Origin of the sequence: Alteromonas sp. NFXS44, assembly GCF_040148705.1 — a bacterium.
Lineage (GTDB): Bacteria > Pseudomonadota > Gammaproteobacteria > Enterobacterales > Alteromonadaceae > Alteromonas.
This window is the reverse complement of sequence record NZ_JAGDEA010000012.1, coordinates 363,026-389,053: the sequence shown is the minus strand read 5'-3', so window position 1 is coordinate 389,053 and position 26,028 is coordinate 363,026. Positions and strand designations below refer to the sequence as shown.

Sequence of the window (26,028 nt, the reverse complement as noted above, 5' to 3'; positions counted from 1 at the left end):
TCCTCCTTGATTAAATCAATCAGATGTATGCGTTCATGTACTCAACGAGTGCCAGAATCGCCATGGACTGGCCGTAAGGCATCGACGTCAGCGGAATATCCTTGTAGCCCTGTAAGGTGTCAAACACCGGCGTACCAAACGAGACCTGCTGTAACTCGCCGGTTTCATCGATGTTTTCAAGCACGGCTTTGATGGCTTTTTCTGCACAAGGGCGGTATTCATCGCTGATGTAGCCTTTGCGTACCGCTTTTAAGATGCCATATGCGAAACCGGCAGCGGCAGACGCTTCAAGGTAAGAACTGGGATCATCCAGCAGTGTGTGCCACAAACCGCTTTCATGCTGTGTTTCAACCAGCGCTTTGACCTGAGCCTCCAGGGTTTCAATCAAAAACAATCGCAGTGCGTCGGTTTCAGGGAGATCCAGCAGCTCTATAAACTCAGGAATGGCAATGGTGACCCAGCAATTACCACGGGCCCACAGTGCGTCAGCGAAGTTGTGACGGCCGTCGAATGTCCAGCCGTGGAACCATAATCCGGTTTTACGATCAGCCAGGTATTTGGTGTGTACCATAAACTGGCGCTTAGCTTCTTCAACATAATGAGGGCGGTCGAGTAGCAAGCCGATTTTTGCCAGCGGCATAACACTCATCATCAGCGTGTCATCCCACATTTGCTGGTAGTTTACCGAGTTGAAAACAATATGCTGGATACCGTTTTCTTCAGTGCGTGGAATACCATCCATGATCCACTCTGCCCACACATCCAGATACGGCAGGTAGCTGCGGTTGCCCGTACGTTCCTGCATGTATGCCAGTGTCAGGAAGGGCGACATGGTGTTAACGTTTTTCGTGGGAGTGCCTTCTGCAAAGCGGTTAGCAAACCAGTCCTCTATAATTTCACGGGCCTTATCGTCGCCGGTGATATCCCAATATTTAAGCAAGCCATATAAACCAATGCCGTGGGTCCATTCCCAGTCATTCCAGCCTTTGGTGTCTATCACTCTGCCGTCTTCCAGCTTTAGTAAGAATTCTCCGGTTTCATCGGTGATGTTCACCAGATTATCGGTGAGTTTGTCTATGTTCTGCCGGACGGTGGAATACGCGATGTCGTTAACTAATGCAGGCATGATAAGTCCTTCTTTAAAACCAAACGGGTAACGGCGTTACCGAAATAATCAATTTCAATCACGTTACCTCGATTTACATTGGCTTAACATCGAAATGTTAAAATATGTGACATTAATTTCACATTTGAAACAGAGGGTTCAGCGAAGTGAAATCAAAAAAGGAAGGACGTTGAAAAAAGGGCGGCAAAACTGCCGCCCGAAGGGTAGGTTTGACTGACACAAACCTTTTCCACACACTGTTGCGCTTTACTGGTGAAAGCGCGTCATTCTATGAAAGCGCTGACTTCACCAGCGCCAGATTCTGAATAGCGGCCAGGCCCCACTGGGCGGCATCATTTGTCGATACCCAGGCGGCTTCATCAACGGGGTTGAGTACCTCAGGACCCGTTACCCGGGTTGTGCCAATGGATTTCTCTCCACCCCATTCCTGCCTGAATTCTTTCCAGGCGCGTCTGGCCAGTTCAGGATCATTTTCCTGCGCAGCCACATAGGCGGTTAACCGCGAGTGGGCCACGGTAAGGCTGTTGCCGCGCATCACTTTCCCCAGCGCTGCCTCCTGCTCTTCATCCGGCGCGCTGTAAAGCCGGCCGTATTTAAGCCAGGCTTCCCGGTAAGCCGGAATATCGATGAGCTGATTAAGTTCTGTGGACATTTCGATGAGGCCGAACACTGAACTTAAATGAGACAGGGTTGGGTCAGCTTCAGGGTAAGGTACTAACGCCTGTTTCTCAGGATCATACCCAAATGCGCCGGCGAAAAAGCCCTGAGGGTGATTGCCGATGACCGTCATGGCATCCGCAAGACGTGCTCTGTACTTATCATCGCCGGTACGTTCCCAGGCGGTCAGCCAGTTTGCGGCTGCAGAGCCCCAGTCTGTGCCGGCTCCCATTTTTGCCAGGCCGGGGATCGGATTGGTTCTTTCTACCTTGCGGGTAGGGTTGAGCACGGCCAGCGCTTTATCCGCATCTGTCACTTCGCTGAGGACATCACCTGTGCGGTCATCGCCGGTAATGAAATAGTGAAAACGGCGATAGGACGCGGTGCTTATCCGCATTTGCTTGGCACTGCATCCCCAGTGCTGCACATTGTGACGGGTGCCTAATCCTTTAAAGCGGCCAGCGTGATAAATGTCCACATCGCGGTTGTGGCGGGTCATTCTTTCTGCCAGATGGAAGGTGGTGGGATCCCCCGTGCGCAGGAAGGAGTGCCAGAGCCACAGGTCAGGCGAGAGCTCTGAGTTATCCCAGGCATATCCGCCTATGTCATAGCGCCACACATGCCGGTCGCTGTCGTAGGTATGCATAATGTCGCCATAGTTCCAGAATCCGTACCAGTGACGTTGCTCCACTTGCCCGGCATAGTATTCCACTTGCCAGGCCAGGCGATCTTCAATCTTCTTCATGGCAGGGGTTGATGAGTCCGGTAAGCTCCAGGAGCCGCCGAATACTTTGGCTGCCAGGTAGTCCTGCGGTGCGGCAATGAGTCTGGCCGGTTCGCGGATTGCCGCTGCCATATCAATGGTTTGCTGGCGGGATGGCGTACTGCCGGTTACGGCCAAGGTAAATTCTGTGGTGCGCGCAATACCATGCGCGTCGCCGAATCCGGGCTCGTAGTCTTCGTAGATAATATTCAGGGCATCGAGTTGTTTGTCGTAGGTATCCTGACCCATGCCGTCATGGTAAAAACGTAAATCCATCGCGGGGGCTTCAGGAGAGTAGAACCAGATAGTGGCAGAAGATTCATCCTGACCGGTGTCCCGTAAATCAATTTGCACCGGGTGCAATTGCCAGAAATCCCGCATACCAAACAGGATCCCGCCGGACACGCCTCCGAGGTAGCCAGTGCCGCTGGCGCGATGTCCCTGATCTGAACCAATCCAGCCATGACCGGCTTTGGTACGTTTGCGGATTTCAAAACCGTTGGCCGTTGTCTGGGTGAGGGTGACATCGTTCCACACGGGAATGTAATGCAAACGGCTGGTTACCCGTTCATCCCACTCTGACTCAGGTGGCAGAGCAATACCCTCAATTTGCGCTTTCCGGACTGCTTCACCCGGATCACGGCGTAGCCCGGTGATGCCCCTTACTGCCTCGCCCCATAAACCGTTGTCTGCGCCCACTAAGCGAACGTGGCGGTTGTATAGCTCGTCTCTTTGCACCACGTTAAACCTGAGACCTAAACCACTGATAAAGTCGGTTTCTGCATCTCCGTCGAAGATAAATGAATGGGTGAGTTGTACGGTTTCACCGCCTGCATAAGCGTACATGCGTAACGTGAAAGGTAGCCAGTCACGTTGTGATGCAGTGCGGTTTATGCCGGTTACTTTAATTACCGCCCGCACCGGACCGTTTTGTTCCACAACGACCTGTTGAATTTGAGATTCAAAATGCTCATTGGTGGCGTCGTTATCAGGCGACGCTTTGCGCATTCCCACCAGTTTGGCGTCTTTCCCCGTTACTTTGCCATCGCGGGAGAGCGTGCTGATTAACGACGAACCTTTTTTGGGGACAGAAAACTGTATGACACCGGTGTTTACATTGATGTGCTGATTCGATTCATCAACGGATACCGCCTTAGCTGGCGTGGCGGGTTTACTTTTCACTATTTTACACGCATCACCGCATTGGGCGTCTGCCGGAATAGCATGCGCAGTCCACTTAACCGAGCCATCGGGCCAGTAAGCGGTGGGCCAGGACTGCAGCGGAATCTGCATGCCTGATTCATGAACCAGTGACAATGGCGTTTCAGCTTGTAATTCGCCGCGGGGCCAGGGATAGCCAAATGTGGTGCCCGGTTGATAAGCGGGTTGTTCTCCCTCCAACCAGCTCAGTGCACCGGGCAGTCGCGTTACCGGCTTTATTGCCTGTTGCCTTGTTGCCTGCCCCGCCACCGTTGAAGCACAACCTGTTGCTGACAATGCAAACGGTACGGACGCCACCATACTGCTGTTAACGATGAATTGCCGTCTGTCCATGAGATTCCTTTAATACCAAATCTGAAACTAAAAAGATTAACCACTTGTTAATCTTTGTTTAACTTCTATCATACGAGAACGAAAATAACACTATTTGACCGGTTGTGATTGCCAGTGAATCGTCAAAGAGTTTCACATTTGAAAAATAGTGTTATGGCACAAGGAGGGAGTATGGTTTCAGTCAGAACGTGTATTGTTGCAGGTGCTTTGTTTTCACTGGTCTGTGGCTGTAGTGGTAATGCATCACCGGGGATGACTGCCAGTGCACAGGTGGTGGAAGAAAAATGGACAAAAGGCGACATTATTTATCAAAACCCGTTATCCCGGGAGGCGGATATGGCGGGCTGGCGTATGGAAGGCCCGGGCCAGACAGCCTTTCAGAATGGTTGGATGCAAATGTGGTCGCCCGACGAAGCAGGTCACCATGTGTTCTGGATGCCTGAGACGTTGCCTGACAGTTTCATTGCAGAGTGGAATGCGCAGGCGCTGAAAACAGATGCGGGACTGGTTATCGTGTTTTTTGCCGCAAAAGGTATACATGGTGAAGATATTTTTGATGCAAGCCTTACTCCGAGGGATGGCACATTCACCCAATATACCAACGGGGATATTCGCAGTTACCATATTTCTTATTACGCGAACGCTGCGCACAATCCGGCAAGGGGACACGCTAACCTGCGAAAAAACAACACATTCTCGTTACTGCAACAAGGTGAGCCCGGCATAGCGGCAACAGATACCCGCATCAATCATATTCGCTTAGTGAAGCACAATAATCATATTCAGCTTTCAATCAACGGGCGCACCGTTATCGATTACACCGACGATATGCCCGTGGTAGACGGCATCGACACCGGCCCGCCGTTACAGGACGGAAAGTTAGGCTTCCGGCAAATGCAGTGGACAAAGTTTCAGTACCGCGATTTGAAAATTTGGGCGCTAAAAGAAGCTGGCCATGGGGAATAACAATAGACAAAGTCTTTCCCGGCGGGATTTCCTGCTCGCCTCATCGTCCGCAGCCTTGCTGGCTGCATGTCAGCAATCTTCAGTTATCACCTCATCACAGGCCGGTATGAATACGCAGTCGTTTAAGACCAATTCGCCTTTTGCTATGCCGGATATCATTGTTCCCGACTTTGCTCATACGCCGGAGTTTGATATCCGCGTCTTTGGTGCCATCGCGGGTGATAAGCACGCCAACAACCGGGCGATCGCAAGTGCAATTGATGCTGCCCATCAGGCTGGTGGCGGACGGGTGATTATTCCTCAGGGAGAGTGGGTCTGCGGTAAAATCCATTTAAAGAGCTTTGTGAATTTGCACATCCGGAAAGGTGCTCAGCTTACTTTTTCGGGGGATCCGAAGGATTACTTACCCGCTGTAAAAACATCCTGGGAAGGCATGGAGTGTTATAACTACTCGCCACTTATTTACGCTTACGGATGCGAGCACATTGCGCTCAGCGGTGAGGGCAAGCTTTTTGCCAACCTGGATACCTGGAAAATTTGGTATAAGCGTCCGCCTGAACATATGCAGGCGCTGGCGAATCTTTATCATATGGCAGTGAAAGGCGAACCGGTGGAAGCCCGCAAAATGGATTATGAAGGTGCCAACCTGCGTCCTCACTTCGTGCATTTCAATCGTTGTAAACACGTGCTGATAGAAGATATTGATATCGAAAACAGCCCGTTCTGGGTACTGCATCCTTACATGAGTGAGCATGTTGTCATCCGCGGCGTTTCGGTAAAAGCGTACGGGCACAATAATGACGGCGTTGATCCTGAAATGACACAGAATCTGCTGATTGAACATTGTGAGTTTGACCAGGGGGATGATGCAATAGCCATTAAGGCTGGCAGAAATCAGGACGCCTGGCGCTTAAACATGCCGTGCAAAAACGTGGTCATCCGGCATTGCCGGATAAAGCGGGCTCATCAGCTAATCGCCATAGGCAGTGAATTATCCGGTGGCATTGAAAATGTGTTTGTTGATGATTGCCATTTTGAAGGCGGCGCAGCGTTTAAGTATGAAGGCACGGGCAATCTGGTGCTGATTAAAACCAATGAGCGCAGAGGTGGTTATGTACGAAATATAGTGGTACAGAATATCACCGCACCTGCCATCAACGGCGGCGCACTGACCATAGCAACAGATGTACTGTATCAATGGAAAGATCTTGTACCCACTTACGAGCGTAAACTGACGACTATCTCCGGCATTCATTTGCAGAACGTCCGGGTGGGCAAAGCCGGGTATCTGTGTAAGATAGAAGGCCAGGCAGAAATGCCGGTCAGCAACGTCACACTCAGCAATGTGGTTGCAGAAAACACCCGCGAAGAGGCGGTTCAGAATAGCAATGTAAATGGATATTCATGGCAAAACTCACAAAATTAAATGCTTTACTCATTACGAAGCTCATTCCTGCACTCTGTGGATCTCTATCAATTTTGAGGGCTGAATAGCCGCATCGGGTATGCTCTTGACTCGTCTTCTGAAACTATCACAATTCCTTCTCTCTCGTTTATGGCACCGTCATAGTTGAAAGGGAACACTCCGAAGGCTAATAAGCCGTGATAATCAAGGTCTTCATAGCAAGATTCGACCTTGATAGATACGTTAAAAAGAGCATTGATTCCGGCAACAGGTTCGACATTTCCGGAATAAAGACAGCCAACACTATTGGAGCCGCTGATCATACCGTCGTCGTCGATGGCAACAGAGAGGGTGTAAGTAGAAAACTCATCTGTCGACGTCCTCGAATAATTACCTGCGATGTCCCTGAGGGAAATTGTATCCTGTGCGACAAGCTTCGTAGCTGAGAACTCAATAACCGAACCTGACAGATGGGCTACTCCATCGAGCTTTCCATCGTCAGCACTTGCCTGCACTGAACCATATCGCGTCATACCGTCTCTGGGATAGTACATAGTATCTTCAGAGGTAAACTCATTACTGCTGACAACCCCGTTAGAGAGAAACATATTGAGGGACTCTTCAGCAAACAGAACTGCAGTCCCTCCGGGGGCAATTGCCAATACTGCGTTTTCCTGGTTACCTTCAACTGTCGTTGCCTGACCAAACCAAATGCCAGTCACATCATCAGTTTGTTCTGCGTCAACGTTATCACTGTTATCGCTGCATGCAGCCAGACATAATGTGCCTGCAATAGCAGTGACCAGAATTAAAGACTTTAAAAACGCACCTGTCGTTGAATGGGCATTTTTGAATTGAGAATTGAGGCTTATCTTCAATTTAACTTTCCTTGTCGCTTTTCTTCCCTAGGAAAAAAGTAACATTAACCAGCGACATTGAATCGGTGAGTTCTCCTATATATGAACGGGTTACTGAATTTTTTCCCACAGGGCAGTGTCCAACCGGGGGGGGCCGATTATCCCTTTAAGAAAATAAATCCGAACCGGGAAAGCAAATTTCCGGCGTCAGGGAAATAGCTGGTAATGTATCGTTGTCTGACTATTCAGTGGATGTATCAATACTTCACCAATACACTCATCAATCATCCGGCGTCAAAAACTCATAAAAACTGGCAACACCAGCTTCAAGAAAACTGTCTACCGGGCCAAATTCTTCTTCGTCTGAAAGGTAAAGCGCTTCACGGCCTTTTTCCAGCAGTGTGCAGGCCACTTCATCTTCTTCAGCGGTTTCCATGTAGGCGTTTTTCTCTGCCGTGAAGTATTCCGGCGATTTTGCATGGAATGCTTTCGGATAATAAAACTCTACGTGGTTGGTACAGTGTCGGGGGCCGTCCGGATACACGGTGCTGACAACCAGTACTTCGGGATACCACTCAATCATGATGTTGGGATAGATAAAGCACCAAATCGCACCGTACCTGGGGAGGTTGCCCGCGAAGCGCTCAGCCAGCGCATCCTGAAAATGGCGGTAGTGAGGTGTTGTCGCTTTCAGTAAATCCTGTCCCAGTCCCACTTTCTGAACTGAGAAATCATTGCCAAATTCCCATTCCAGGTCGTCGGCTTTCACGTACTGTTTTAAACCCGGGTGCATAGAGAATACGTGGTAATTTTCCAGGTAAATCTCGATGAATGTCTTCCAGTTAAAGTTATAGCGGGCCGTTTCCAGATCAGCGAAAAAATAATCATCGAAGTTAATGTAGCTGCTAAGACCCAGTGCTTCTAAGTCCATGTCAGGCGCGCGGTCGCGGAAAAGTAAGCCGTGCCAGTTTACCAGTGACTCTTTTTTCAGTGCACCGGTTTGCTTTTCGCCAAATTGCGGTGTGCCACGCAGCGTGCCCAGGTTGTCATAGCCCCAGCAATGCAACTTACAGATTATGTTTCGTGTGCGCCCTGCGCCTTCAAGCAGTTTTGCCTGTCTGTGCAGACAAACATTCGACACGATGTCATAACCATCACCCTGATTAAAAAGCACATAGCGATCATGCAGGTGAGGCAGGGTAAAATAACTGAACTTTTCGGGTACCATAAGAGTGTGGCCTGCATAACGCAGCCCTTTTTCGAAGGCAAACTTAACCTCAGCATCGCATGATGCAGCGTCGAAATAGCTCTTCACCGGCGGATATTGAAATGCCATTGAGTTCTCCGGCAATGACAAAAAGTAAGCTGCAAGACAGGCTGGCAGAGTAGGATCCGGCTTACCCGAATTTGGCGCATTTTTACTCTGTAAATGAGTCCGCGTAAAGAATAATTTTTAAATAAAATGGTGTGCGGCTAACCGAAATCTCAAGTGTTGCTCTATCTGAGATAAAAGACTGGCTTCAGTGGCGCGCTGACGGGGCTGTTATCGGGATTGTGGTCCATAATGTCGCCCATATACGCCCACCATTTTTGCATTATAGCCTGCTCTGGCAGGGTATCCATTTTGTGATTTTCCGGGCGCTTAAGTGTGGCGAAGAGTTGCAGCGTTTGCGGATGAAGGAAAATGGAATAGTCTTCTATTCCGGCCTCTTTCAGTAGCGTCACCAACTCCGGCCATATTTCATCATGGCGTTTTTCATATTCCGCTTCAAAACCGGGGCGTAATTGCATTACAAATGCGATGGTTTCCACAGGTTGCTCCTGGTGAGTAAACAAAGAAAGGCTTCCTCTCAGGAAGCCTTATGTAACATAGCTAATTACTTCGGTATCAGAACTGGTAAGTCACACCTACAGCGTACTCACGTCCGGACCACTGCAGATCTGATAAACGGTGCGGGCCTGCAGTATAAGTTTTCACTTCACCGGTTAAGTTACGACCGTCAGCGTATAAGCGCAGGTTTTCTGTGACGTTGTACACAATTTTTGCGTCCAGATACCCGGAATCATCAACGAAGACGGGGTTCCCGGAACGGTCTGCCGGCGATGCCAGGTATTCGTCGCGATAGTTGTATGCAAGGCGAACACTCCACATATCCGTTTCATAGAACGCCGTCAGGTTATAGCTGTTTTCAGATTGTGAGGGGAAGGGCAGTTCTTCACCGTTTAACTGGTTGAACAAACCAACATCATCAGCAGACATGCGGGTGTAGTTCACACTACCGCCGAAGCCGTCGAAGGGCGCCGGCAACCAGGTGAATACAGTGGAAGCCTGAAGTTCGATACCTTTGGTGGTTACACCTGAGCTATTGATTTTCTGGCGCACATCAAACAGGCGACCGTCGCCGAAGAAGTCTACGTCAAAACGGGTTTCTGCATCAATGATCCAGCTGGTGATATCTTTGATGAAGTAAGCACCGGAGATGACTGAGTTCTCATCGGGATACCAGTTCAGTGAAATATCAAACTGATTCGCACGATACGGATTCAGAGCGGGGTTACCGGCAGTACAGTAATCGTGAATATCATCTTCAACAGAGCGTCGTGTTTTATAAATGGTACAGTCAGCGTTCACGTTCAAGTCGGTGGTTTTTGGCCGTGACATGACTTTTGCTGCACCCATGTAAAGCACCAGCTCATTAGGAATGATGCCGAGGTTCACGTTAATGCTTGGCAGCGTGTCGCTGTATTCACCGTCAACAGTTTTACGGCCCTCGAAATCCTCCGGATGATCCGGGTCTTCCACACCTGCTAAGTCTTCGCCGGTGATTGGGTCAGTGAGAACATCACCATTCTCATCAACCTGGTCAACAATAATCCGTTCCCAAACGTTACCGTTTGCAGCCGTTTTCGTTTTAACGTACCGCACACCGGCATTACCCCAAAGACGCATTTCACCCACGTAAGTCTCGAAGTTACCCTGCAGATAGATGGCCTGTGTTTCTACCGATACGTCGTAGTTGCCTGAACGCACATCGAGATCTTCACGGGTTGTGTTGTCGTCCGAAATGGCCTGAATTGCATCGATGAAAGGCTGGGTATCAACGGCCTGATAAGAGCCTACGGTACTTACCGGTAAATCGTAGCCGTCAAACAACTCATCTGACTGGAAAGTATTGCCGCTGATCAGCGCAATCTGGTCATCAACGGTCCACTCAACACCATTATATACCTGACCCACATCACGAATGATGTTGTACTGATAATCGGCGTTGATCTGTTCCTGTTTCGTGTACTGCACACCGGAGCGCACCATAGTGATGAAATCTGAATCCGGCACATAAGTGAAATCCAGTTTTGCCATGGTTTCGTCTGATTCATCGGTATGCGGTGCATATTTATAGCGTGAGCGTGAGCGGTAGCTGCCCGGGTCGTTTACATCAAAACGGTCGGAGGTATCGGTAGGGTCATCGGCATTATAAAAATAGCCGTCGTTGAAATCCCACTCCGGCATGCCTTCATCATTCAGCGTAACAGCAATGCCCGCAAGACCTTCGGCAGTAATGTGGGTATCCCGGGAATCAATGTCCTGCGTAGAGTCTGATTTGGAGAACAAGCCTTCTACGCTCCACACATCGGCATCATATTCGAAACCTGTTTCGAAGATAGACGTTGTCTGATCCCAGGCGAAATTCAGCGTACGGTTGGTTACACCGGCGGCAATGGTCTCAAAATAGGTCACATTGTGCTGGTCATCAACCACTACGGATGCCGGATCGACACGGGCGGCGGAACCTGATTCCAGGTGCAGGTTCAGGTCAGTTGCGGTCTTGTCACGATCGTTATAGGTGTAACCCACATGTGTCTGGAAACGATCATTGAAACGGTACTGTACCATCAGGTTGGCGCTGATCCGGTCTTCCTCACGACCCCAGATACCGTAGCGGGGGATACGGGGAGAGAAGTCATACCATTGTTGCTCACACAGATTCTGATCACTGGATGTGGCGCAGTCTGCTTTGTCAGTAATATCTGCAAAATCCTGATTCACGAACGTCTTTTCTGCGGTGTTGTCGTAATCATCGAACAGCATCCATTCGGTATTCCGGATAGCATGGATCATGGTGTTCTTTTTCTCACTGGTCACGTTCGCCAGTACACCGAAATCTTCATTAAATTTGTATACGCCAACAAAGTTAAAGCGGTTATTGGGCTCGCCGGTAAGGTCGTTGTACTGGCCTTCGGCGTTCACAGACAGGAAGTTCTCAGTAAACTCGTTAGGTTTACGGGTGTTAACCTGCACGGTACCACCGATACCCCCTTCAGTTAGCCGGGCTTCTGAACCTTTAATTACATCCAGTGAGCGGATCAGTTCTGACGCCATGGCGCGGAAGTCGACACCACGGTCGCCGCCGAAGCCCTGGGCTGATACATTATTCACTTCTACACGGAGCAAACCGGGTTCAACACCGCGGATACTGATTGACGCACCTTCACCAAAATCACGGTCAAGTTGAACGCCGGGAATACGTTGCAGGGCTTCACCCACGTTTTTGTCAGGGAACTGGCCGACATCTTCAGCTACAAGGGAGTCCATAATGGTGCCTGCCATCTTCTTACGGTCGATAGCGCCACGCTGACTGAAACGGATACCTTTGACTTCAATAACTTCTGTTTCGTCATCTGCATTTTCTGCTTCTGCAGTTTCAGCGTTATTGGCATTAGCAATAGCGGACACCTTAATGGCGTCTTCCTGCTGCGTAGCGGTATTCTGCTGTGCAAATACCGGCACTGCTGCCAGTGAAAGAGACGCACAGGATCCTGCAATCAGTATGTTTGAAATAAGTGTGGCAAGTGGCTTGCGGGCAAGGGTAGGGTTTTGCCCTGTGTTTCTTCTGTTGTCCTTGAAGTTTTTCATTTTAACCTCGATTTGCTGTTATCGGCCAAGTTCGATGTAAGTCTTCCGTACATGTTTTTAATATTTTGTTTACATCGAAAATGATGGTAATCCCGGCCCAAAAAGCCGTCAACACAGCCCAATCATTTCCAATCAAGCGTTTTCATCCACAATCAGCCGTCAAGGGATAAATAAGCTTTTAACTATAAAGTTCCATAATTGAAATGAGAGCGGTTGGTGTGTGTTTAAGGTTATGATTAATAATGGTTTTTAAGGTAATAAAATAAGCAGTTTTGATGTCGTTTACCGGTGTGTCAGGTCAGTCATCGTGCTTTTCGGGGTCAAAATTACCGGTCAATAGTGGCCAGAACTATTTTCGGAAAAGTACAAAAAATTCAATATATGAAACTAACAGGTTTTTAAATCTGTTTTGACGGCTGGTTTACAATTATTTCGCGGGAATTGCCGGTGTAAAAATAACAGGATAAATTGCGTGTTTGCCCGGAGGGTTGGGTACAGAGGATTGAGCAAACACGCTTGAAAAGGGTTGAACTACAATTGATTATCCAGAAAGGAAAGTACCTTGTCGATGTTGCCGGCAGATGTATTTTCTAGAATGATCTGAATATCCGGTTTAAAACTGGCCAGCCAGGTAAAAAGATAGCGGTGATTCATCTCACCTGTGCCGGAAGGTAATTCCCCGAATTTTTTGTGGTCTTTGGTGATGAAGTCTTTACAGTGCACTGCGACGATTTGCTGTCCAAGCTTTGCAAACATCTCATCCATGGCAGCCTCCTGAGAGAAAGGCATATTTACCGGAAAGAAATTTACCGGGTCATAGATCACTTTTACATTAGAAGAGTCCACCGCCTCCAGCAACTGACACAAACGTTCCGGTGTATTAATAATGTGGTGATGGGCTACACCCTCGATACCGATGATTACCCCGAACTTCTCTGCGGTCAGGGCAAGCCTTTTCACTGAGGTAACCAGCTCATCAAACGCTTTCTCTGAATGATTATCGGGATGCCATAGGCAATCTGCATTAATACTGCCGGTTTCCGTTCCCACAATTTTGCAACCGAAGTCGCTGGCAAACTGCAAATGCTCTTCAAACCATTGCAACGACACTTCACGGATTTGCTTATCAGGATGCACCGGGTTGATGTAGCAACCCAGCACGGCAATATCGATATTGTGTGCAGCGAAGGCGTTTTTCACTTTGCTGGCAAAGCCCGGTGTAATACGCCCTGCATCCGGTCCCATAAAAGGAAAGGACTTGGGCAAAGCCAGTTGCACGCAGGACACATCATACTTGCCAATGCGGTTGCAGACTTCCTCAATACTGCCCTGACCAAAATCATGGGCGCGTACGCCGATATTCAATGCACTCATGTTTACAGACCCAGCATAGGTTTTAAGCGCTCAGCAACTATTGCTGCAGTGATTTCTGCGCCTTCTTTGCTGGTGTGGGTATGAGCATCACCAAAATAGCTGTCTATTAACTCATGGGGTTTACCGTCATAAGCGCTTGCAACCAATTCGTGTAAATCGATAAAAGCCGTGTTGCCAGTGCGGGCCACCGCCTCTGCCCATTGGGGATAACTGTCACGGGCGCGGGCAATACGAAAGTCGTTGTCTTCCCATTTTTTACGGGGAACCGGAGAGCAAATTACCGGGATGACGCCCTGCGCTTTGGCCTCTCCAATCATCTTACGTAAATACCAGCCATAGGTGTGAACAACTTCAGGTTCGCCGGTAAGCATGTTCTCAATACGTTTTTGCTCCATGCCTGTGCCCTTAATGGTACCGCGGGCTCTGGAGTCATCGTTAAGCGCGCCGGCATCATTATGGCCAAATTGTAACAGCACAATATCGCCGGGCTTCATCATATTCAGTGCCCGTTGCCAGTGTCCGCCGGTGACGAAAGTCCGGCTGCTCAGGCCTCCAACGGCGCGGTTAACAAAGTTCACATTGGTATCAGGTAACGCGGCGGCAATAAAATCACCCCAACCCCACTGACCGCCGGCACCATCCCCACGACCGTTTCTGACAGTGGAATCGCCCACCATAAACACACTGCGCAGTCCCTGATTTTGCACCACGGGTAAATTAACGAACGTCCAGTTGTTCGCAGTAACCGCATTACCTGCTTCTGAATACAATACCGGTGAAAGAAACGGGCGCATGCCTTTTAGGGCAGCGACAACGACTTCAGCGTGAAGCTTTGCCCCCTGCGTATGAAAGTGAGTATGATCCTTTGGATAAAGCGCAGCGGTTTCTTCCTTGCCCAGTGCTTCTAATTGATCAGCAGCGGCATTGGTCACATCAATAAAAGGTGTATGCAGTTCCATGGCCAGACTGTGCATCCAGCCACCATATTCACCGGAGCCCCGTTCGATACGATCGCCATGCCAGATATTTCTGGCCGTCAGCGACAGTAAAACAGGGGTGGCTTTTTTCTGTCGGACATCTGCCACCATCTGACGGATATAGTGGCCGAAAGAAAATACCCGCTCGTCTTTGTCAGTCAGCAAATTGTGTATGTCGCGGTATTCTTCAGTCAGAGACTTCAATGTCCCTCTGGCTCTGGAGGCGTCATTCACAGGGCTGGCATCATTATGACCGAACTGGATAAGCACGATATCCCCCGGCTTCACATCGTTAAGTAATTTGTCCCACCACCCTTCAGCAATAAAGGTCCGCGTGCTGCGACCTCCTTTGGCACGGTTATCAACGGTGACTTGTTTGTCGTCGAAGTATTGCTGAAAAACCGCTCCCCAGCCCTGGTGATCAGCATTGTTATACGTGGCTGCAGTGGAATCGCCGGCGATAAAAATGGTGGCTGGTGTCAGATGCTTTTCATCATCTGCAAGTGCGGTAAGAGAAAACACCGCACAAAAACTGGTAACGAAGAACGCGAAAACGGGGCGTAAGAAGCGTGGTAGATAAGGCATATTATTTCTCTGCTTTGTCATGTTGCGATACACGTAGGTAACTGGCCAGGTCTGATTGCTTACGGCTGATTTCATCCGCTATAAATTGAGCGAATATCCCTGCGCCGTGTTCGTTTGAATGAGTCTGATCGTCATCCACAAAATAGGTTTGTGCTTCAGCCTGTCCCAGCCGGGTGGCCCAGTCATGGGAAAGCGACATTAAATCAATGTAGGGTACATTCACGGAGGTGGTGATTTCAGGCAGCACGTCCCGCACAACCAGATCGCCGTAGTTGTGCTGTTGCGTGAGAGAAATATTGTGATTGCGGATCATGGGGGAAATCACAACAGGATGTGCTCCCTTACCCTGAATGGTTTCAAGTAACCCGGTCAATCGTGACACGTAAACGGACTTTGGGGTTTTCTTATCGTTGTGGCCCAGTTGGATCAGTACCCAGTCATCAGGCTGGATTTGTCCCGCCATTTTCTGCCAGAGCACACCATCGGGCACAGAGAATGCTTCGGTGCCTTCTCCGCTGTCTGCATAGTTAATGACAGTCATTGACGGCGCCAACCATGCTGGCAGCAACTGTCCCCAACCGGTATAGCGGTCTTCGCTGGCCTTTGACCATTGCGGCGTTTGATCGCACACCGTTGAATCACCGATGATGAATAAGGAGCGGCTGTTCCTCATTGGTGTAACTTCAATACTGCTGATGGTATTAAGGGGCTGCATAAAGGTAAGGTTCAGTCCATCCGTTGACGGCTCGCTGACATCCTGAATGGGCTGGCCTTCCGGGTCGCGCACATTAACCGCGAAGTAAGCAGTGGAAGACCCGGGGTTAGCAGGCATATCGCTGGCGACCGCCGGAGTGAACATTTTTCTGCGGCTCTCTGCGTAGATATCTGATGACAGTGTGCCGGAAACAGCGACCCGGTAATTGCCCGTGCCGCCCCCCAGTTTGCATGTTAACGGTACGCCACTGCACACTGATTTAAGTGAATCTGCTGACCAGTGCGTTGTGTCGTCACCCCAGGCGTTAAGCAGTGTCTGCAGTTCTTCTTCGGTAATGGGAATAGCACTGCCATGACGGGTGCCGGCAGGCAAATTAAGCTGAGGCGTTCTGTCTTCAAAGTGAATAAAGTCTCTGGTGAACATAGCACCAAACCGGTGTGTCATGTAGGCATCGTAATACACCAGGAAGCCGTCTTTCACCTTCAGCGTCGTCGGGCCTTCTACCCACAAACTATCCGGAGAAAAAGACGATTCAGTGAACCTCCATGGCCCGTTGATATTATCACTGAAAGCCGTATGTAAGCGTTTGGCCGCAGGATAACGGGTCTCGTCTTTTACCAGCATCACGTATCCTGAATCCAGCGCCGTAATGTTGGCATCAATGACATTAAAGTCCGGCTGATAGAAGAGGGTGGTCGGGGTAAATCCGGCGAAATCCTTTGTGCGTGTTGCATAGATGCGATGATCCCAGCCTTTATCTGCCTGAGCCTCAGTTTGAGGATATTTTCCGGCCAGGGTCGATGCCCAGAAGATGACAAACTCCTGCTCAGTTTCGTCATAATAAATTTCCGGCGCCCAGGCATTTTTAGCGGCCGGATAGGACGACATCACAGGAACAAATTGCTGTTCGCTCCAGGTGACCAAATCATCACTGTGAGCTATACCAATACCTTTGTCTTCCCAGCCGGTAGTCCACACCATGTGAAAAGATTCCGGTCCTCTGATTAACGTGGGATCCCGCATCAGTTTCGTGCCGGCATCGGGTGTTAAAACGGCATTATCGTTATTCAACGCTATCCAGTTCAGACCGTCTCTGCTGTATGCCAGGTGCAAGCCGTCCTCACCGTTGCCTCTGAACGACGCAAACAGGTAAGCGGTATAGTCAGGCTCGGATTGGGGAGGAGGGGATTTGGCACAGCTTGCCAGGAAAAAAGCTGTGAAGGTAATGATGCTTGCAAAAAGAGCGGTGCGGCCGGCAAGCATTCCTGCAAATGGATTGGTTAGTTTCACTGTGATTCATCCTGAAAAGTACAGTCAAATTCAATCACAAGGGTTCACAATGCGTAAACAGGAATGTAAAAAAAATTTCACATTTGAACCGGCGGGTTCAAAAATTATTTTGCCGGTAAGGATATAAGCGCAGGCGCATTCCTGTCAGTAGTCAGCCAGTTACCTTCAAACTGCAACTCAGTGACCTGAATGACACTGCGTCTGGACTCTGCATTCTCTTTCCCTGCATTCTCTCCCACTCTGCCGCCATGAGTGAAATAGAACAGCCAGGCGCGGTCATTTTCAACCACTACATCAGGATGGCCCCCATTAATACCGTCGTCTTTTCCTGTTCCGGGTTCCGCCAGTAAATAGCCGGCTTGTTGTTCCCAGCGCGTTAAATCAGTAGAGCGGTAAACCGCCAGTCCTCTCCAGGCATCAACAATCAGCCACCAGTAACCTTGCCACTTAAAAGCAACCGGACCTTCCCCGCGACTGGCCAGCTGAGCTTTGCCTTTGTCCTGCCAGTGATACAAGTCGTCGCTGTCAGCATAGTACACAGACTTCCCGTCAGGCTCATTGTTGTAAAACATGCGCCAGCCACCATCCGGCAGGGCTATGACATCGGCATCAATGACTTTCTCATTGGCCAGCTTCAGTGTTGACTCGTAATGCCATGACAGCATGTCAGTACTGGTGAAATGCGCGATGGTGCGGGGATGAGCCCAGTCCGTAAATACGCCGGGCACAATGGTGAGATACATGTGCCAGGTTTCTTCGTGAAAAAACACATCCGGTGCCCAGTAGGTAATACTGTTATCACCGGAGTGGGGATAGTTGATAACAGCATTGCGCTTGTAGCGCCATGTCACACCACCATCCGTCGACTCTGCGATACTGACAGGCGTTCCATGAACCCATTCAACCCCTTCGGGGTCTGGCATATTGGCACGCCGGTTTGTGTAGTACATGAACCAACTGGAGGTGAGAGGATTCCACATCACTGTAGGATCGGCGGCGCCGTCATAAACGGGGTCACGGTAAAGTGGTTTCGGGGCTGCCTTACCTTGCACAGACTGTGTTTCAGACACGCTTCTGACACCGGCACAAGCTGTTATCAAAGAAACAGCAAGGCATAGAATAATTGCTTCAGGCTTCATCCCTGTCCACGTTAATGAGTCGTCTGTGAATGGAGCGAGTGTAGAGCGGGCGGTGTTCCGCAGGCAAGGCTGAACAGGCGGCTTCAACGTTTTGTTTCAATAATGAAATTACCGCCCGGTTTGTCAGCTTATTGCGTATCGGCGGGGATTGGCTCACAATGGCTAAAAAGCAGTGAACCACATCATAACGAAAATAACGCATGAGCGACGAAATCATTATCAACCGGGATGGGGTTGAGCAACTTCCTCTACGCCGGTTTACCGAAGATGCCTATTTAAATTACTCCATGTACGTAATCATGGACCGGGCATTACCTCATATCGCAGATGGCTTAAAGCCCGTTCAACGCCGCATTATATATGCGATGTCTGATCTTGGTTTAAGTGCAACGGCAAAATATAAGAAGTCGGCCAGAACCGTGGGTGACGTATTAGGTAAATTCCACCCTCACGGTGATTCTGCCTGTTACGAAGCCATGGTATTGATGGCCCAGCCGTTTTCATACCGCTATCCACTGGTAGACGGACAAGGAAATTGGGGGGCACCGGACGACCCTAAATCCTTTGCTGCCATGCGTTATACCGAAGCCCGTTTATCCCGTTTCAGTGAAGTGTTGCTGAACGAGCTGGGCCAGGGCACCGTAGACTGGATGCCTAACTTCGACGGTACGCTGAAAGAACCTAAAGTTTTACCTGCCCGTTTGCCGCATATTTTGCTAAATGGCGTGACAGGGATTGCCGTAGGGATGGCCACAGACATTCCTCCTCATAACGTGCGTGAAGTCGCCAATGCCTGTGCCATGCTGCTGGATGACAGCAAAGCCGAATTAACTGACGTACTGGAGCATGTTCAGGGACCGGATTTCCCAACCGATGCAGAAATAATTACCCCGCGGGCAGACATCCGGAAAATTTACGAAACCGGACGTGGTTCAATAAAAATGCGCGCTGTGTACACTGAAGAAAGTGGCGACATTGTTATTACGGCGCTACCTCACCAGGCCTCCGGCGGCAAAGTGTTAGAGCAAATTGCTGCGCAGATGCAGGCGAAAAAGCTGCCTATGGTAAGTGATTTACGTGACGAATCTGACCACGAAAATCCAACCCGCCTTGTTATCACGCCGCGTTCTAACCGTGTGGACAGTGAACAGCTTATGCAGCATTTGTTCGCGACTACAGATTTAGAGAAAAGTTACCGCGTAAACCTGAATATGATTGGTCTTGACGGCCGTCCTCAGGTGAAAGATTTGCGCACTATTCTGGCGGAATGGCTGGTTTACCGTAAAGACACCGTAACCCGCCGTCTTCAGTACCGCCTGGATAAAGTGCTGGCGCGTTTGCATATTTTAGAAGGTTTAATGATTGCCTTCTTAAATATCGATGAAGTGATTGAGATCATCCGCACCTTTGATGAGCCGAAAGCAGAGCTTATGCGCCGGTTCTCACTGTCTGATAAGCAGGCAGAAGCCATTCTGGAACTGAAATTACGTCACCTTGCGAAGTTAGAAGAGATGAAAATTAAAGGTGAGCAGGATGAGCTGGAAGAGGAGCGCAAGAAACTGGAAACCTTACTGGGTTCTGATCGCCGCTTAAAGACGCTGATTAAGAAAGAAATTCTGGCTGATGCTGAGAAGTATGGTGATGATCGCCGTTCGCCGCTGGTAGAGCGTGGCGAAGCCAAAGCCCTGTCTGAAAAAGAGCTTATTCCGTCCGAAGCGGTCACAGTAGTTCTGTCGGAAAAAGGCTGGGCACGATGCGCCAAAGGTCATGACGTAGACGCAGAAGGGCTAAGCTATAAAGCTGGTGACGGATTTCTGGCGAGCGCGAAAGGCCGGAGCAATCAGCCTGCGGTGTTTTTAGATAGCTCCGGCCGTGCATTCTCCTGTGACGCCCATGGTTTGCCTTCTGCCCGCAGTCAGGGTGAACCGCTCACCGGGCGCTTCAGCGTAGTGGGTGGAGAACAGTTTACTGATGTACTCATGGGTGATGATGAGCAGCGATATCTCATTGCATCCGATGCCGGTTATGGGTTTGTCGGCAAATTTGCGGATATGATCAGCAAAAATAAAGCCGGTAAGGCTTTCTTAAGTTTACCCTCGGCAGCCAAAGTGATTACGCCGCAGCGGGTAAATGATATTGAATCCGATTGGTGTTTAGCCATTTCTAACGAAGGGCGTATGTTGCTGTTCCCGTTGCGGGATTTACCCAGCCTTGCGAAAGGAAAAGGCAATAAAATCATTAATATCCCATCAGCGAAAGCACAAACCCGTGAAGAGTTTGTGTGCTGTTTAGCCGTTGTACCTGACGGCGCATCGGTGAAAGTGGTTGCTGGCAAACGCAGCATGACGCTGTCACCGGCAGACCTTGAACATTACCAGGGTGAGCGGGGACGCCGGGGCAACAAACTTCCCCGTGGTTTGCAGCGGGTAGACGATCTGATAGTTGAACTACCCAAAGCTGCTGCGCCTGAAACAGACAGCGAATGCAACGACGACGCCTAAGTCTCTGACTGCAATCAGCTTACCTGCTGCGGTTTAGACCAATTATTGAGTTGTGGCCCGGTATTACCGGGCTACACTTAATAAGATTGGATAAAACAGGAATGTCCGTATGCTGGGGATTGTGTTCACAACGCTGGTTGAAATGCTGGAAGAAAAGGTCTCACCGGAATTTGCTGATGAGGTGATTGTCGCGGCGAACCTTGAAAATGATGGTGCCTACACCTCGGTAGGTTACTACCCTTTCTCTGAAATGCAGAAACTGGTTGGTGTACTGGTGGAAAAAACCGGTAAGCCTGCAGAAGAACTGCTGCATGACTTCGGCTACTATTTGTTTGGCCGTCTTGCAACCTCCCATGGCCAGGTGATGGCAGGGCGCAGCGGCATTCTTGATGCCCTCAGTGTGCTGGACAACGATATTCATGTTCAGGTCCGCAAGCTCTATCCTGATGCTGATTTACCGACTTTCAAAGTGTTGTCAAAAACGGATAACACCATGCTGTTAGAATATTACTCAACCAGGGAATTGCATTCTCTGGCAGAAGGTCTGATGGACGGTGCAGCCGATTACTTCGGGCAAACGATCCGGCGCACAAAAGCAAAATCAGATAAGCCCCATACCTATGAATTCAATATCACCGTTGAAAGCTGATGTGGAAATGGACAAAAACAGCAAGGCGATTGCAGCGCTGGAGCGCCGTTTAGCCAGGGAAAAGCGTGCCCGTGAACAGGCGGAAGCCCTGTTGACTGAACGTAGCGAGGCCTTGTTTGACGCTCTTCAGCAGAGTCAGGCAACGGAAACCCGGTTGCGTCTTGCCATGTGGGCTGCCCAGGAGTCTTACTGGGAATGGCGTGCCAGTGACGACAGAATTACCATCCGTTCATTTTCACTCCATTCCGCTAAAGAGTCTCTGCGGGAAAGCAGTCCTTTTGACCTGCTTCGAAATATTCACGAAGAGGACATTTCCAATCTGGAGTTTCAGTGGTCCATCGTACTGCATGGCGGCGAAGACCGGCTGGAGGTGGCCTTCCGTTACCGGTTCCGCGAAATGTTTCTCTGGATGCGTTTACGGGGCAGAGTGCTGGAACGGGACGAATTTGGTTCTGCAGTGCGGATTGTGGGCACTACCCGCGACATCACTTACGAACGTGAAGCAGAGCAGACCTTTCATCTGATGGCATCCGCCTTCGCAAGCTCCCGCGAAGCAATGCTGGTGCTGTCAGACGACTATTCCATCACTGAGTGTAACGAGGCATTCGTTTCTCTTATCAAAGTTCAGGATAAAAGTATGACCCTCGGCTGGTCATTAAAGGACTTGATCGTTGATGCAGACAAATATTTGTCGAAGCACGGAAATCAGCAAATACGCTTCGAAACGACGCTGGTAACACTTGATGAGCGGGAATTGCCGGTAGATATATCGTTGGCACGGTTTGAAAGCCAGTATCAGAAAAAGCCCTATCTGATTGCTACTGTCCGTGACATATCAGAGCGTAAGTTTAATGAAACCCGCTTACGTCAGATGGCCATGCATGATGATCTGACCGGTTTGAGTAACCGCAACGGGCTGAATGAAGCTTTAGAAAACGCACTGGAATCCGGCCAGAATTTTAAGCTTTTGTTTATCGACCTGGACGGGTTTAAACAAATCAATGACGGCGCCGGTCATGAAATCGGTGACCGCTGTTTACAGGAGGTGGCCCGCGTACTTTCCCGCATACATTACAACAGCAAAACTGTCACCCGCTGGGGTGGCGATGAGTTTGTGGTGGTATTGCCGGATTGTGATGAAGATCGTGCCAGCGCCATCGGTGAATCTGTCATTAAGGGGATAGAAAACCTTAAAATTGAGGCGCAGAGTACCGAGTTGCATCTTTCCGCGAGTATCGGCATTGCCTGTCATCCGTTTGATGGCGGCAGCGTTGAACGCTTAATCCAGAATGCCGACGCAGCCATGTATCAGGCGAAGATTGGCGGTAAAGGGCGGGTGAGTGTTTACCAGCAGGGGTTATGGGAGAGTATGAAGGCGCAGGTCAGCATGCTGTCTGATTTACGTAAAACCATCGAGCAGGATAGCCTGGATTTCTACATTCAGGGTAAATACGATGTTCAGGGTGTGCTGAAATCCGGCGAGGTATTGTGCCGGTGGCAGTCAGCTATGCACGGAAACGTCTCTCCGGGCATTTTCATTCCGCTGGCTGAGGCAAATCAGCTGGATTTACAAATCGGCTTGCAGGCTTTGTCCCGCGCCTGTGACTACCTCACCGTTATGGCACAGCAGCATCAGGTTGTGCCTCTTGCCGTAAATATCAGTGCCAACCAGTTGTTAGATCCTCACTTCCCCGTTCAGGCGAAAGCCATTTGTGCGGAAAAAAAGGTGTCAGAGTCATTAATTGAAATAGAACTGACTGAGTCTATTTTTATGCAGGATGAGCAGCGGGCAATTAGTGCACTTCAGGCGTTAAGGGATGCCGGCTTCGACCTGGCGCTGGATGATTTTGGCAGCGGATTCTCTGCGTTAAGTTATCTTAGAATGTTTGAGTTCAGTACGGTAAAGCTGGATCGCAGTCTGCTGAAAGACATCCATCATGACGTGAAAGCGCTGGCGCTGTTTCAGGGTATTATTGCCATGTTGCAACGTTTAGAAATTCACACCGTAGTGGAAGGGGTGGAATTGTCCGAATACCTGCCGTTACTGCGTGAAGCCAGGGTGGATTTATTACAGGGCTTCTATTTTGATAAGCCATCCGGGTTCAGTGAATTCCTTGCAAGATTACCGGAACAGAGTGCGGTAACAGGCTGACCTTTGCAAAGATGGCAGGCGTAAATAAAAAAGGCTGCTTCACCTTTGGTGAAGCAGCCTTTTGCCAATGAAAATACGGTAGATATCTGCTGTGTAATTACTTAGCGTTTGTGCTTTCGAAAATTTTGTCAGCAGACGCCGCAACAAAGCCCTGGTACAGTTTTCCGTCAGGCAGTTCGTAGCGCTGTGCGAACTCGTAGAAGCAGGATGGGATCTGAACCGTTTCTTCGTTCATTTCAACACCGGCTTTGTCGGCCATCGTTGATGACTGGGCAAGAAATACGTCTTCGCCACCTTTGATTTCGCCACCTGAGGTATTCAGAACAAAACCCGCTTCCTTAAGCAGCGTGTTCACATCAACCAGAGACTGTGTCTGGCTGAGGTGGTTAACACTCACGGTAAAGTGGTTAGCCTGAAAGCCCCATGCCGCCATCCACGCTGCATATTCAGATTCATTCAGCAGCGTATCGTAGTCTTCTTTGGACAGTGACCACTGAGGCCCTGAATAAAGAAACGTTTCGCTGGTGGTGATGCTTTCATCCATTTGCTCTACCAGCTTACGGATGATCGCCTGAGAGGCTTCTGACAGCTCTTCTACACGGAGTTCACTGATAAACACTTTAGGTTTAGTCAGGTCGGCGTGTTCGAAATGCTTTGCGGTCAGCTTTTTGGCTTCAAAGTCGTAATCGCCTTTCGCCTCATAGCCCAGCGCCAGAAAGTGCGCAGCGAGTTTGTCTAACCGGCATTTGTCGAGATTAAAAGTGCGGAACGCCACATGATCGTTCACGATACTGTCACTGTTTTCCTCACCCACCAGCAGCGCATGAATTTTATGGGCTGAAGGTGTGATAGCCACATATTTGTCCCACAGGCGGTCAAATAAGGTATCTACATTTGTATGCATGTTAACTGCGTCCTTTTGCTACAGCGTTAAACCCGGGCTTAATGTACCCGGCAGGGTGACTTTTTCCAGCTCAACAGATGCTACAGGGTATGCGCAATAGTCGGCTGCGTAGTACGCGCTGGCGCGGTGGTTGCCACTTTCGCCTACACCACCAAAGGGTGCTGCACTGCTTGCTCCGGTGATCGGGCGGTTCCAGTTAACAATACCGGCGCGGATACGCTGGAAGAAATAACGGTAGTCTTCTTCGCTGTCGCCCAGGAAACCCGCAGATAAACCGTAACGGGTATTGTTTGCTTCTTTGATAGCTGCATCAAAATCGGTGTAGCGGATGACTTTCAGTAACGGTCCGAAATGTTCTTCGTCCGGCAAGGCATCAAGCATGTCTGTTACGTCAACAATGCCAGGTGTTGCAAAGCCCTTGTTTGCTTCCGGCTGAGTCAGTTCCACAATCACTTTGCCGCCAAGAGAAACCAGTTCCGCCTGAGCATCGACCATCATTCTGGCCGCTTTGGCAGAAATCATCGCACCCATGAACGGCTGTTCCTGCGCGTCATAGTCGCCAACTTTGATGTTTTTTGTAACTTCAATCAGGCGGTTCAGGATGGCATCCCCTGCAGCACCTGACGGCAGGAATAAACGGCGGGAGCATGTACAACGCTGACCGGAGGTCACAAAAGCTGATTGCACAATGTCGTGAACGGCAGCATCGGTGTCGGCAACGTCTTTTACGATCAGCGGGTTATTTCCGCCCATTTCCAGAGCCAGAATTTTGCCCGGATGTCCTGCAAACTGCTCGTGAAGAATTTTACCGGTACGGGAACTGCCGGTGAAGAACAGACCGTCAATACCAGCGTGCGTTGCCAGTGCTTTGCCTGTTTCTACTTCACCCTGCACAAGATTGAGTACACCAGCCGGCAGACCTGCTTTTTCCCACAGCTTCACCATGAATTCAGCCACAGCCGGCGTTAAATCGCTGGGTTTAAACACAATGGTGTTGCCCGCCATCAGCGCAGGTACAATGTGGCCATTTGGTAAGTGGCCCGGGAAATTATACGGACCAAATACGGCTACCACACCATGGGGCTTATGGCGGATGAATGCCTGGCCTGTGGGCATAGGGTTTTCAACAGTACCGGTACGTTCATGATAGGCCTTTTCGGAAATACCGATTTTACCTGTCATGGCGCCCACTTCTGTTGCCGTTTCCCATTCAGGTTTACCTGTTTCACGGGCAATGATTTTAGCCAGTTCAGGCTTGCTGTCTGCCAGCAGTTCACCGTATTTTTTGATGACAGTCAGGCGCTCGTCAAAGCTTTGAAATGACCAGTCTGTTAACGCATTACGCGCGGCAGCGATGGCCTCGTCAACCTGTGCTGCGGTGGCAGCTTGTCCTTCCCAGATAACCTGGTCTTTTGCCGGATCAACCGACTGAATAGTGTGTCCTTGTCCAGCGACCCACTCACCATTGATAAAGTGTGTAGTTTGCATGAATCAATCCT

Annotated in this window: 17 protein-coding genes; 5 read left to right on the top strand and 12 right to left on the bottom strand. The window is 49.7% G+C overall.

Annotated elements, in window-relative coordinates; all coding sequences use genetic code 11:
* Positions 1 to 19: 19 nt before the first annotated feature.
* Positions 20 to 1,126 (bottom strand): beta-galactosidase BglB, encoded by a 1,107-nt coding sequence (gene bglB / locus J3369_RS18875; RefSeq protein ID WP_349589854.1) that lies wholly within the window; start codon positions 1,124 to 1,126, stop codon positions 20 to 22.
* Positions 1,127 to 1,394: 268 nt separating this feature from the next.
* The gene (locus tag J3369_RS18870; RefSeq protein WP_349589851.1) at positions 1,395 to 4,100 is read right to left on the bottom strand and encodes an exo-rhamnogalacturonan lyase family protein; all 2,706 of its coding nucleotides are present in this window, start codon (positions 4,098 to 4,100) and stop codon (positions 1,395 to 1,397) included.
* A 171-nt stretch (positions 4,101 to 4,271) separates the two neighbouring features.
* Here J3369_RS18870 and J3369_RS18865 point away from each other — a divergent pair, with 171 nt between their 5' ends.
* Together J3369_RS18865 and J3369_RS18860 are read left to right on the top strand one after the other, a co-directional pair.
* Complete coding sequence (locus J3369_RS18865; RefSeq protein WP_349589849.1) at positions 4,272 to 5,066, top strand: DUF1961 family protein; 795 nt, start codon at positions 4,272 to 4,274, stop codon at positions 5,064 to 5,066.
* Positions 5,056 to 6,492, top strand: coding sequence for a glycoside hydrolase family 28 protein (locus tag J3369_RS18860; protein ID WP_349589846.1), 1,437 nt, complete (start codon positions 5,056 to 5,058; stop codon positions 6,490 to 6,492). Before J3369_RS18865 ends, J3369_RS18860 begins: the two co-directional genes overlap by 11 nt.
* Positions 6,493 to 6,539: 47 nt before the next feature.
* Here the strand turns inward: J3369_RS18860 and J3369_RS18855 are convergent, their stop codons facing one another.
* The 8 genes from J3369_RS18855 to J3369_RS18820 form a co-directional block, all read right to left on the bottom strand.
* The gene (locus tag J3369_RS18855; protein WP_349589843.1) at positions 6,540 to 7,349 is read right to left on the bottom strand and encodes a hypothetical protein; all 810 of its coding nucleotides are present in this window, start codon (positions 7,347 to 7,349) and stop codon (positions 6,540 to 6,542) included.
* 259 nt (positions 7,350 to 7,608) lie between these two features.
* Positions 7,609 to 8,664, bottom strand: coding sequence for an aromatic ring-hydroxylating oxygenase subunit alpha (locus tag J3369_RS18850; protein ID WP_349589840.1), 1,056 nt, complete (start codon positions 8,662 to 8,664; stop codon positions 7,609 to 7,611).
* 161 nt (positions 8,665 to 8,825) lie between these two features.
* The gene (gene rhaM, locus J3369_RS18845; RefSeq protein WP_349589838.1) at positions 8,826 to 9,140 is read right to left on the bottom strand and encodes an L-rhamnose mutarotase; all 315 of its coding nucleotides are present in this window, start codon (positions 9,138 to 9,140) and stop codon (positions 8,826 to 8,828) included.
* A gap of 76 nt (positions 9,141 to 9,216) precedes the next feature.
* On the bottom strand, positions 9,217 to 12,243 hold the full coding sequence (locus J3369_RS18840; RefSeq protein WP_349589836.1) for a TonB-dependent receptor: 3,027 nt from the start codon (positions 12,241 to 12,243) through the stop codon (positions 9,217 to 9,219).
* A 531-nt stretch (positions 12,244 to 12,774) separates the two neighbouring features.
* On the bottom strand, positions 12,775 to 13,617 hold the full coding sequence (locus J3369_RS18835; protein WP_349589833.1) for a sugar phosphate isomerase/epimerase family protein: 843 nt from the start codon (positions 13,615 to 13,617) through the stop codon (positions 12,775 to 12,777).
* Positions 13,618 to 13,619: 2 nt separating this feature from the next.
* Positions 13,620 to 15,179, bottom strand: coding sequence for a rhamnogalacturonan acetylesterase (locus J3369_RS18830; RefSeq protein ID WP_349589831.1), 1,560 nt, complete (start codon positions 15,177 to 15,179; stop codon positions 13,620 to 13,622).
* A 1-nt stretch (position 15,180) separates the two neighbouring features.
* Positions 15,181 to 17,184: a GDSL-type esterase/lipase family protein gene (locus tag J3369_RS18825; protein WP_349589829.1), complete on the bottom strand. Its 2,004-nt coding sequence runs from the start codon at positions 17,182 to 17,184 to the stop codon at positions 15,181 to 15,183.
* A 104-nt stretch (positions 17,185 to 17,288) separates the two neighbouring features.
* The gene (locus tag J3369_RS18820) at positions 17,289 to 18,254 is read right to left on the bottom strand and encodes a family 43 glycosylhydrolase (RefSeq protein ID WP_349589826.1); all 966 of its coding nucleotides are present in this window, start codon (positions 18,252 to 18,254) and stop codon (positions 17,289 to 17,291) included.
* Positions 18,255 to 18,523: 269 nt separating this feature from the next.
* On the opposite strand from J3369_RS18820, the gene parC reads away from it, so the two are divergent.
* From parC to J3369_RS18805, 3 genes are all read left to right on the top strand, one after another.
* Positions 18,524 to 20,824, top strand: a complete 2,301-nt coding sequence (parC, locus tag J3369_RS18815; RefSeq protein ID WP_349589824.1) for a DNA topoisomerase IV subunit A — start codon at positions 18,524 to 18,526, stop codon at positions 20,822 to 20,824.
* 109 nt (positions 20,825 to 20,933) lie between these two features.
* Positions 20,934 to 21,473, top strand: a complete 540-nt coding sequence (locus J3369_RS18810) for a heme NO-binding domain-containing protein (RefSeq protein WP_303572038.1) — start codon at positions 20,934 to 20,936, stop codon at positions 21,471 to 21,473.
* Positions 21,445 to 23,625, top strand: coding sequence for a putative bifunctional diguanylate cyclase/phosphodiesterase (locus J3369_RS18805; RefSeq protein WP_349589822.1), 2,181 nt, complete (start codon positions 21,445 to 21,447; stop codon positions 23,623 to 23,625). Before J3369_RS18810 ends, J3369_RS18805 begins: the two co-directional genes overlap by 29 nt.
* A 97-nt stretch (positions 23,626 to 23,722) precedes the next feature.
* Here J3369_RS18805 and J3369_RS18800 read toward each other — a convergent pair whose 3' ends face one another.
* Positions 23,723 to 24,529 (bottom strand): DUF1338 domain-containing protein, encoded by an 807-nt coding sequence (locus tag J3369_RS18800; protein ID WP_349589820.1) that lies wholly within the window; start codon positions 24,527 to 24,529, stop codon positions 23,723 to 23,725.
* An 18-nt stretch (positions 24,530 to 24,547) separates the two neighbouring features.
* A complete protein-coding gene (gene astD / locus J3369_RS18795) occupies positions 24,548 to 26,017 on the bottom strand; it encodes a succinylglutamate-semialdehyde dehydrogenase (protein WP_349589818.1) in 1,470 nt (489 codons plus the stop codon).
* Between the last annotated feature and the right edge of the window lie 11 nt (positions 26,018 to 26,028).

Excerpts from the sequence above, each read along its gene's own strand:
- J3369_RS18850 (WP_349589840.1), bottom strand. The coding sequence starts at position 8,664 with ATGGCATTTCAATATCCGCCGGTGAAGAGCTATTTCGACGCTGCATCA.
- J3369_RS18810 (WP_303572038.1), top strand. The coding sequence starts at position 20,934 with ATGCTGGGGATTGTGTTCACAACGCTGGTTGAAATGCTGGAAGAAAAG.
- parC (WP_349589824.1), top strand. The coding sequence starts at position 18,524 with ATGAGCGACGAAATCATTATCAACCGGGATGGGGTTGAGCAACTTCCT.
- J3369_RS18835 (WP_349589833.1), bottom strand. The coding sequence starts at position 13,617 with ATGAGTGCATTGAATATCGGCGTACGCGCCCATGATTTTGGTCAGGGC.
- astD (WP_349589818.1), bottom strand. The coding sequence starts at position 26,017 with ATGCAAACTACACACTTTATCAATGGTGAGTGGGTCGCTGGACAAGGA.
- bglB (WP_349589854.1), bottom strand. The coding sequence starts at position 1,126 with ATGCCTGCATTAGTTAACGACATCGCGTATTCCACCGTCCGGCAGAAC.
- J3369_RS18870 (WP_349589851.1), bottom strand. The coding sequence starts at position 4,100 with ATGGACAGACGGCAATTCATCGTTAACAGCAGTATGGTGGCGTCCGTA.
- J3369_RS18805 (WP_349589822.1), top strand. The coding sequence starts at position 21,445 with ATGAATTCAATATCACCGTTGAAAGCTGATGTGGAAATGGACAAAAAC.
- J3369_RS18830 (WP_349589831.1), bottom strand. The coding sequence starts at position 15,179 with ATGCCTTATCTACCACGCTTCTTACGCCCCGTTTTCGCGTTCTTCGTT.
- J3369_RS18840 (WP_349589836.1), bottom strand. The coding sequence starts at position 12,243 with ATGAAAAACTTCAAGGACAACAGAAGAAACACAGGGCAAAACCCTACC.
- J3369_RS18860 (WP_349589846.1), top strand. The coding sequence starts at position 5,056 with ATGGGGAATAACAATAGACAAAGTCTTTCCCGGCGGGATTTCCTGCTC.
- J3369_RS18800 (WP_349589820.1), bottom strand. The coding sequence starts at position 24,529 with ATGCATACAAATGTAGATACCTTATTTGACCGCCTGTGGGACAAATAT.
- J3369_RS18865 (WP_349589849.1), top strand. The coding sequence starts at position 4,272 with ATGGTTTCAGTCAGAACGTGTATTGTTGCAGGTGCTTTGTTTTCACTG.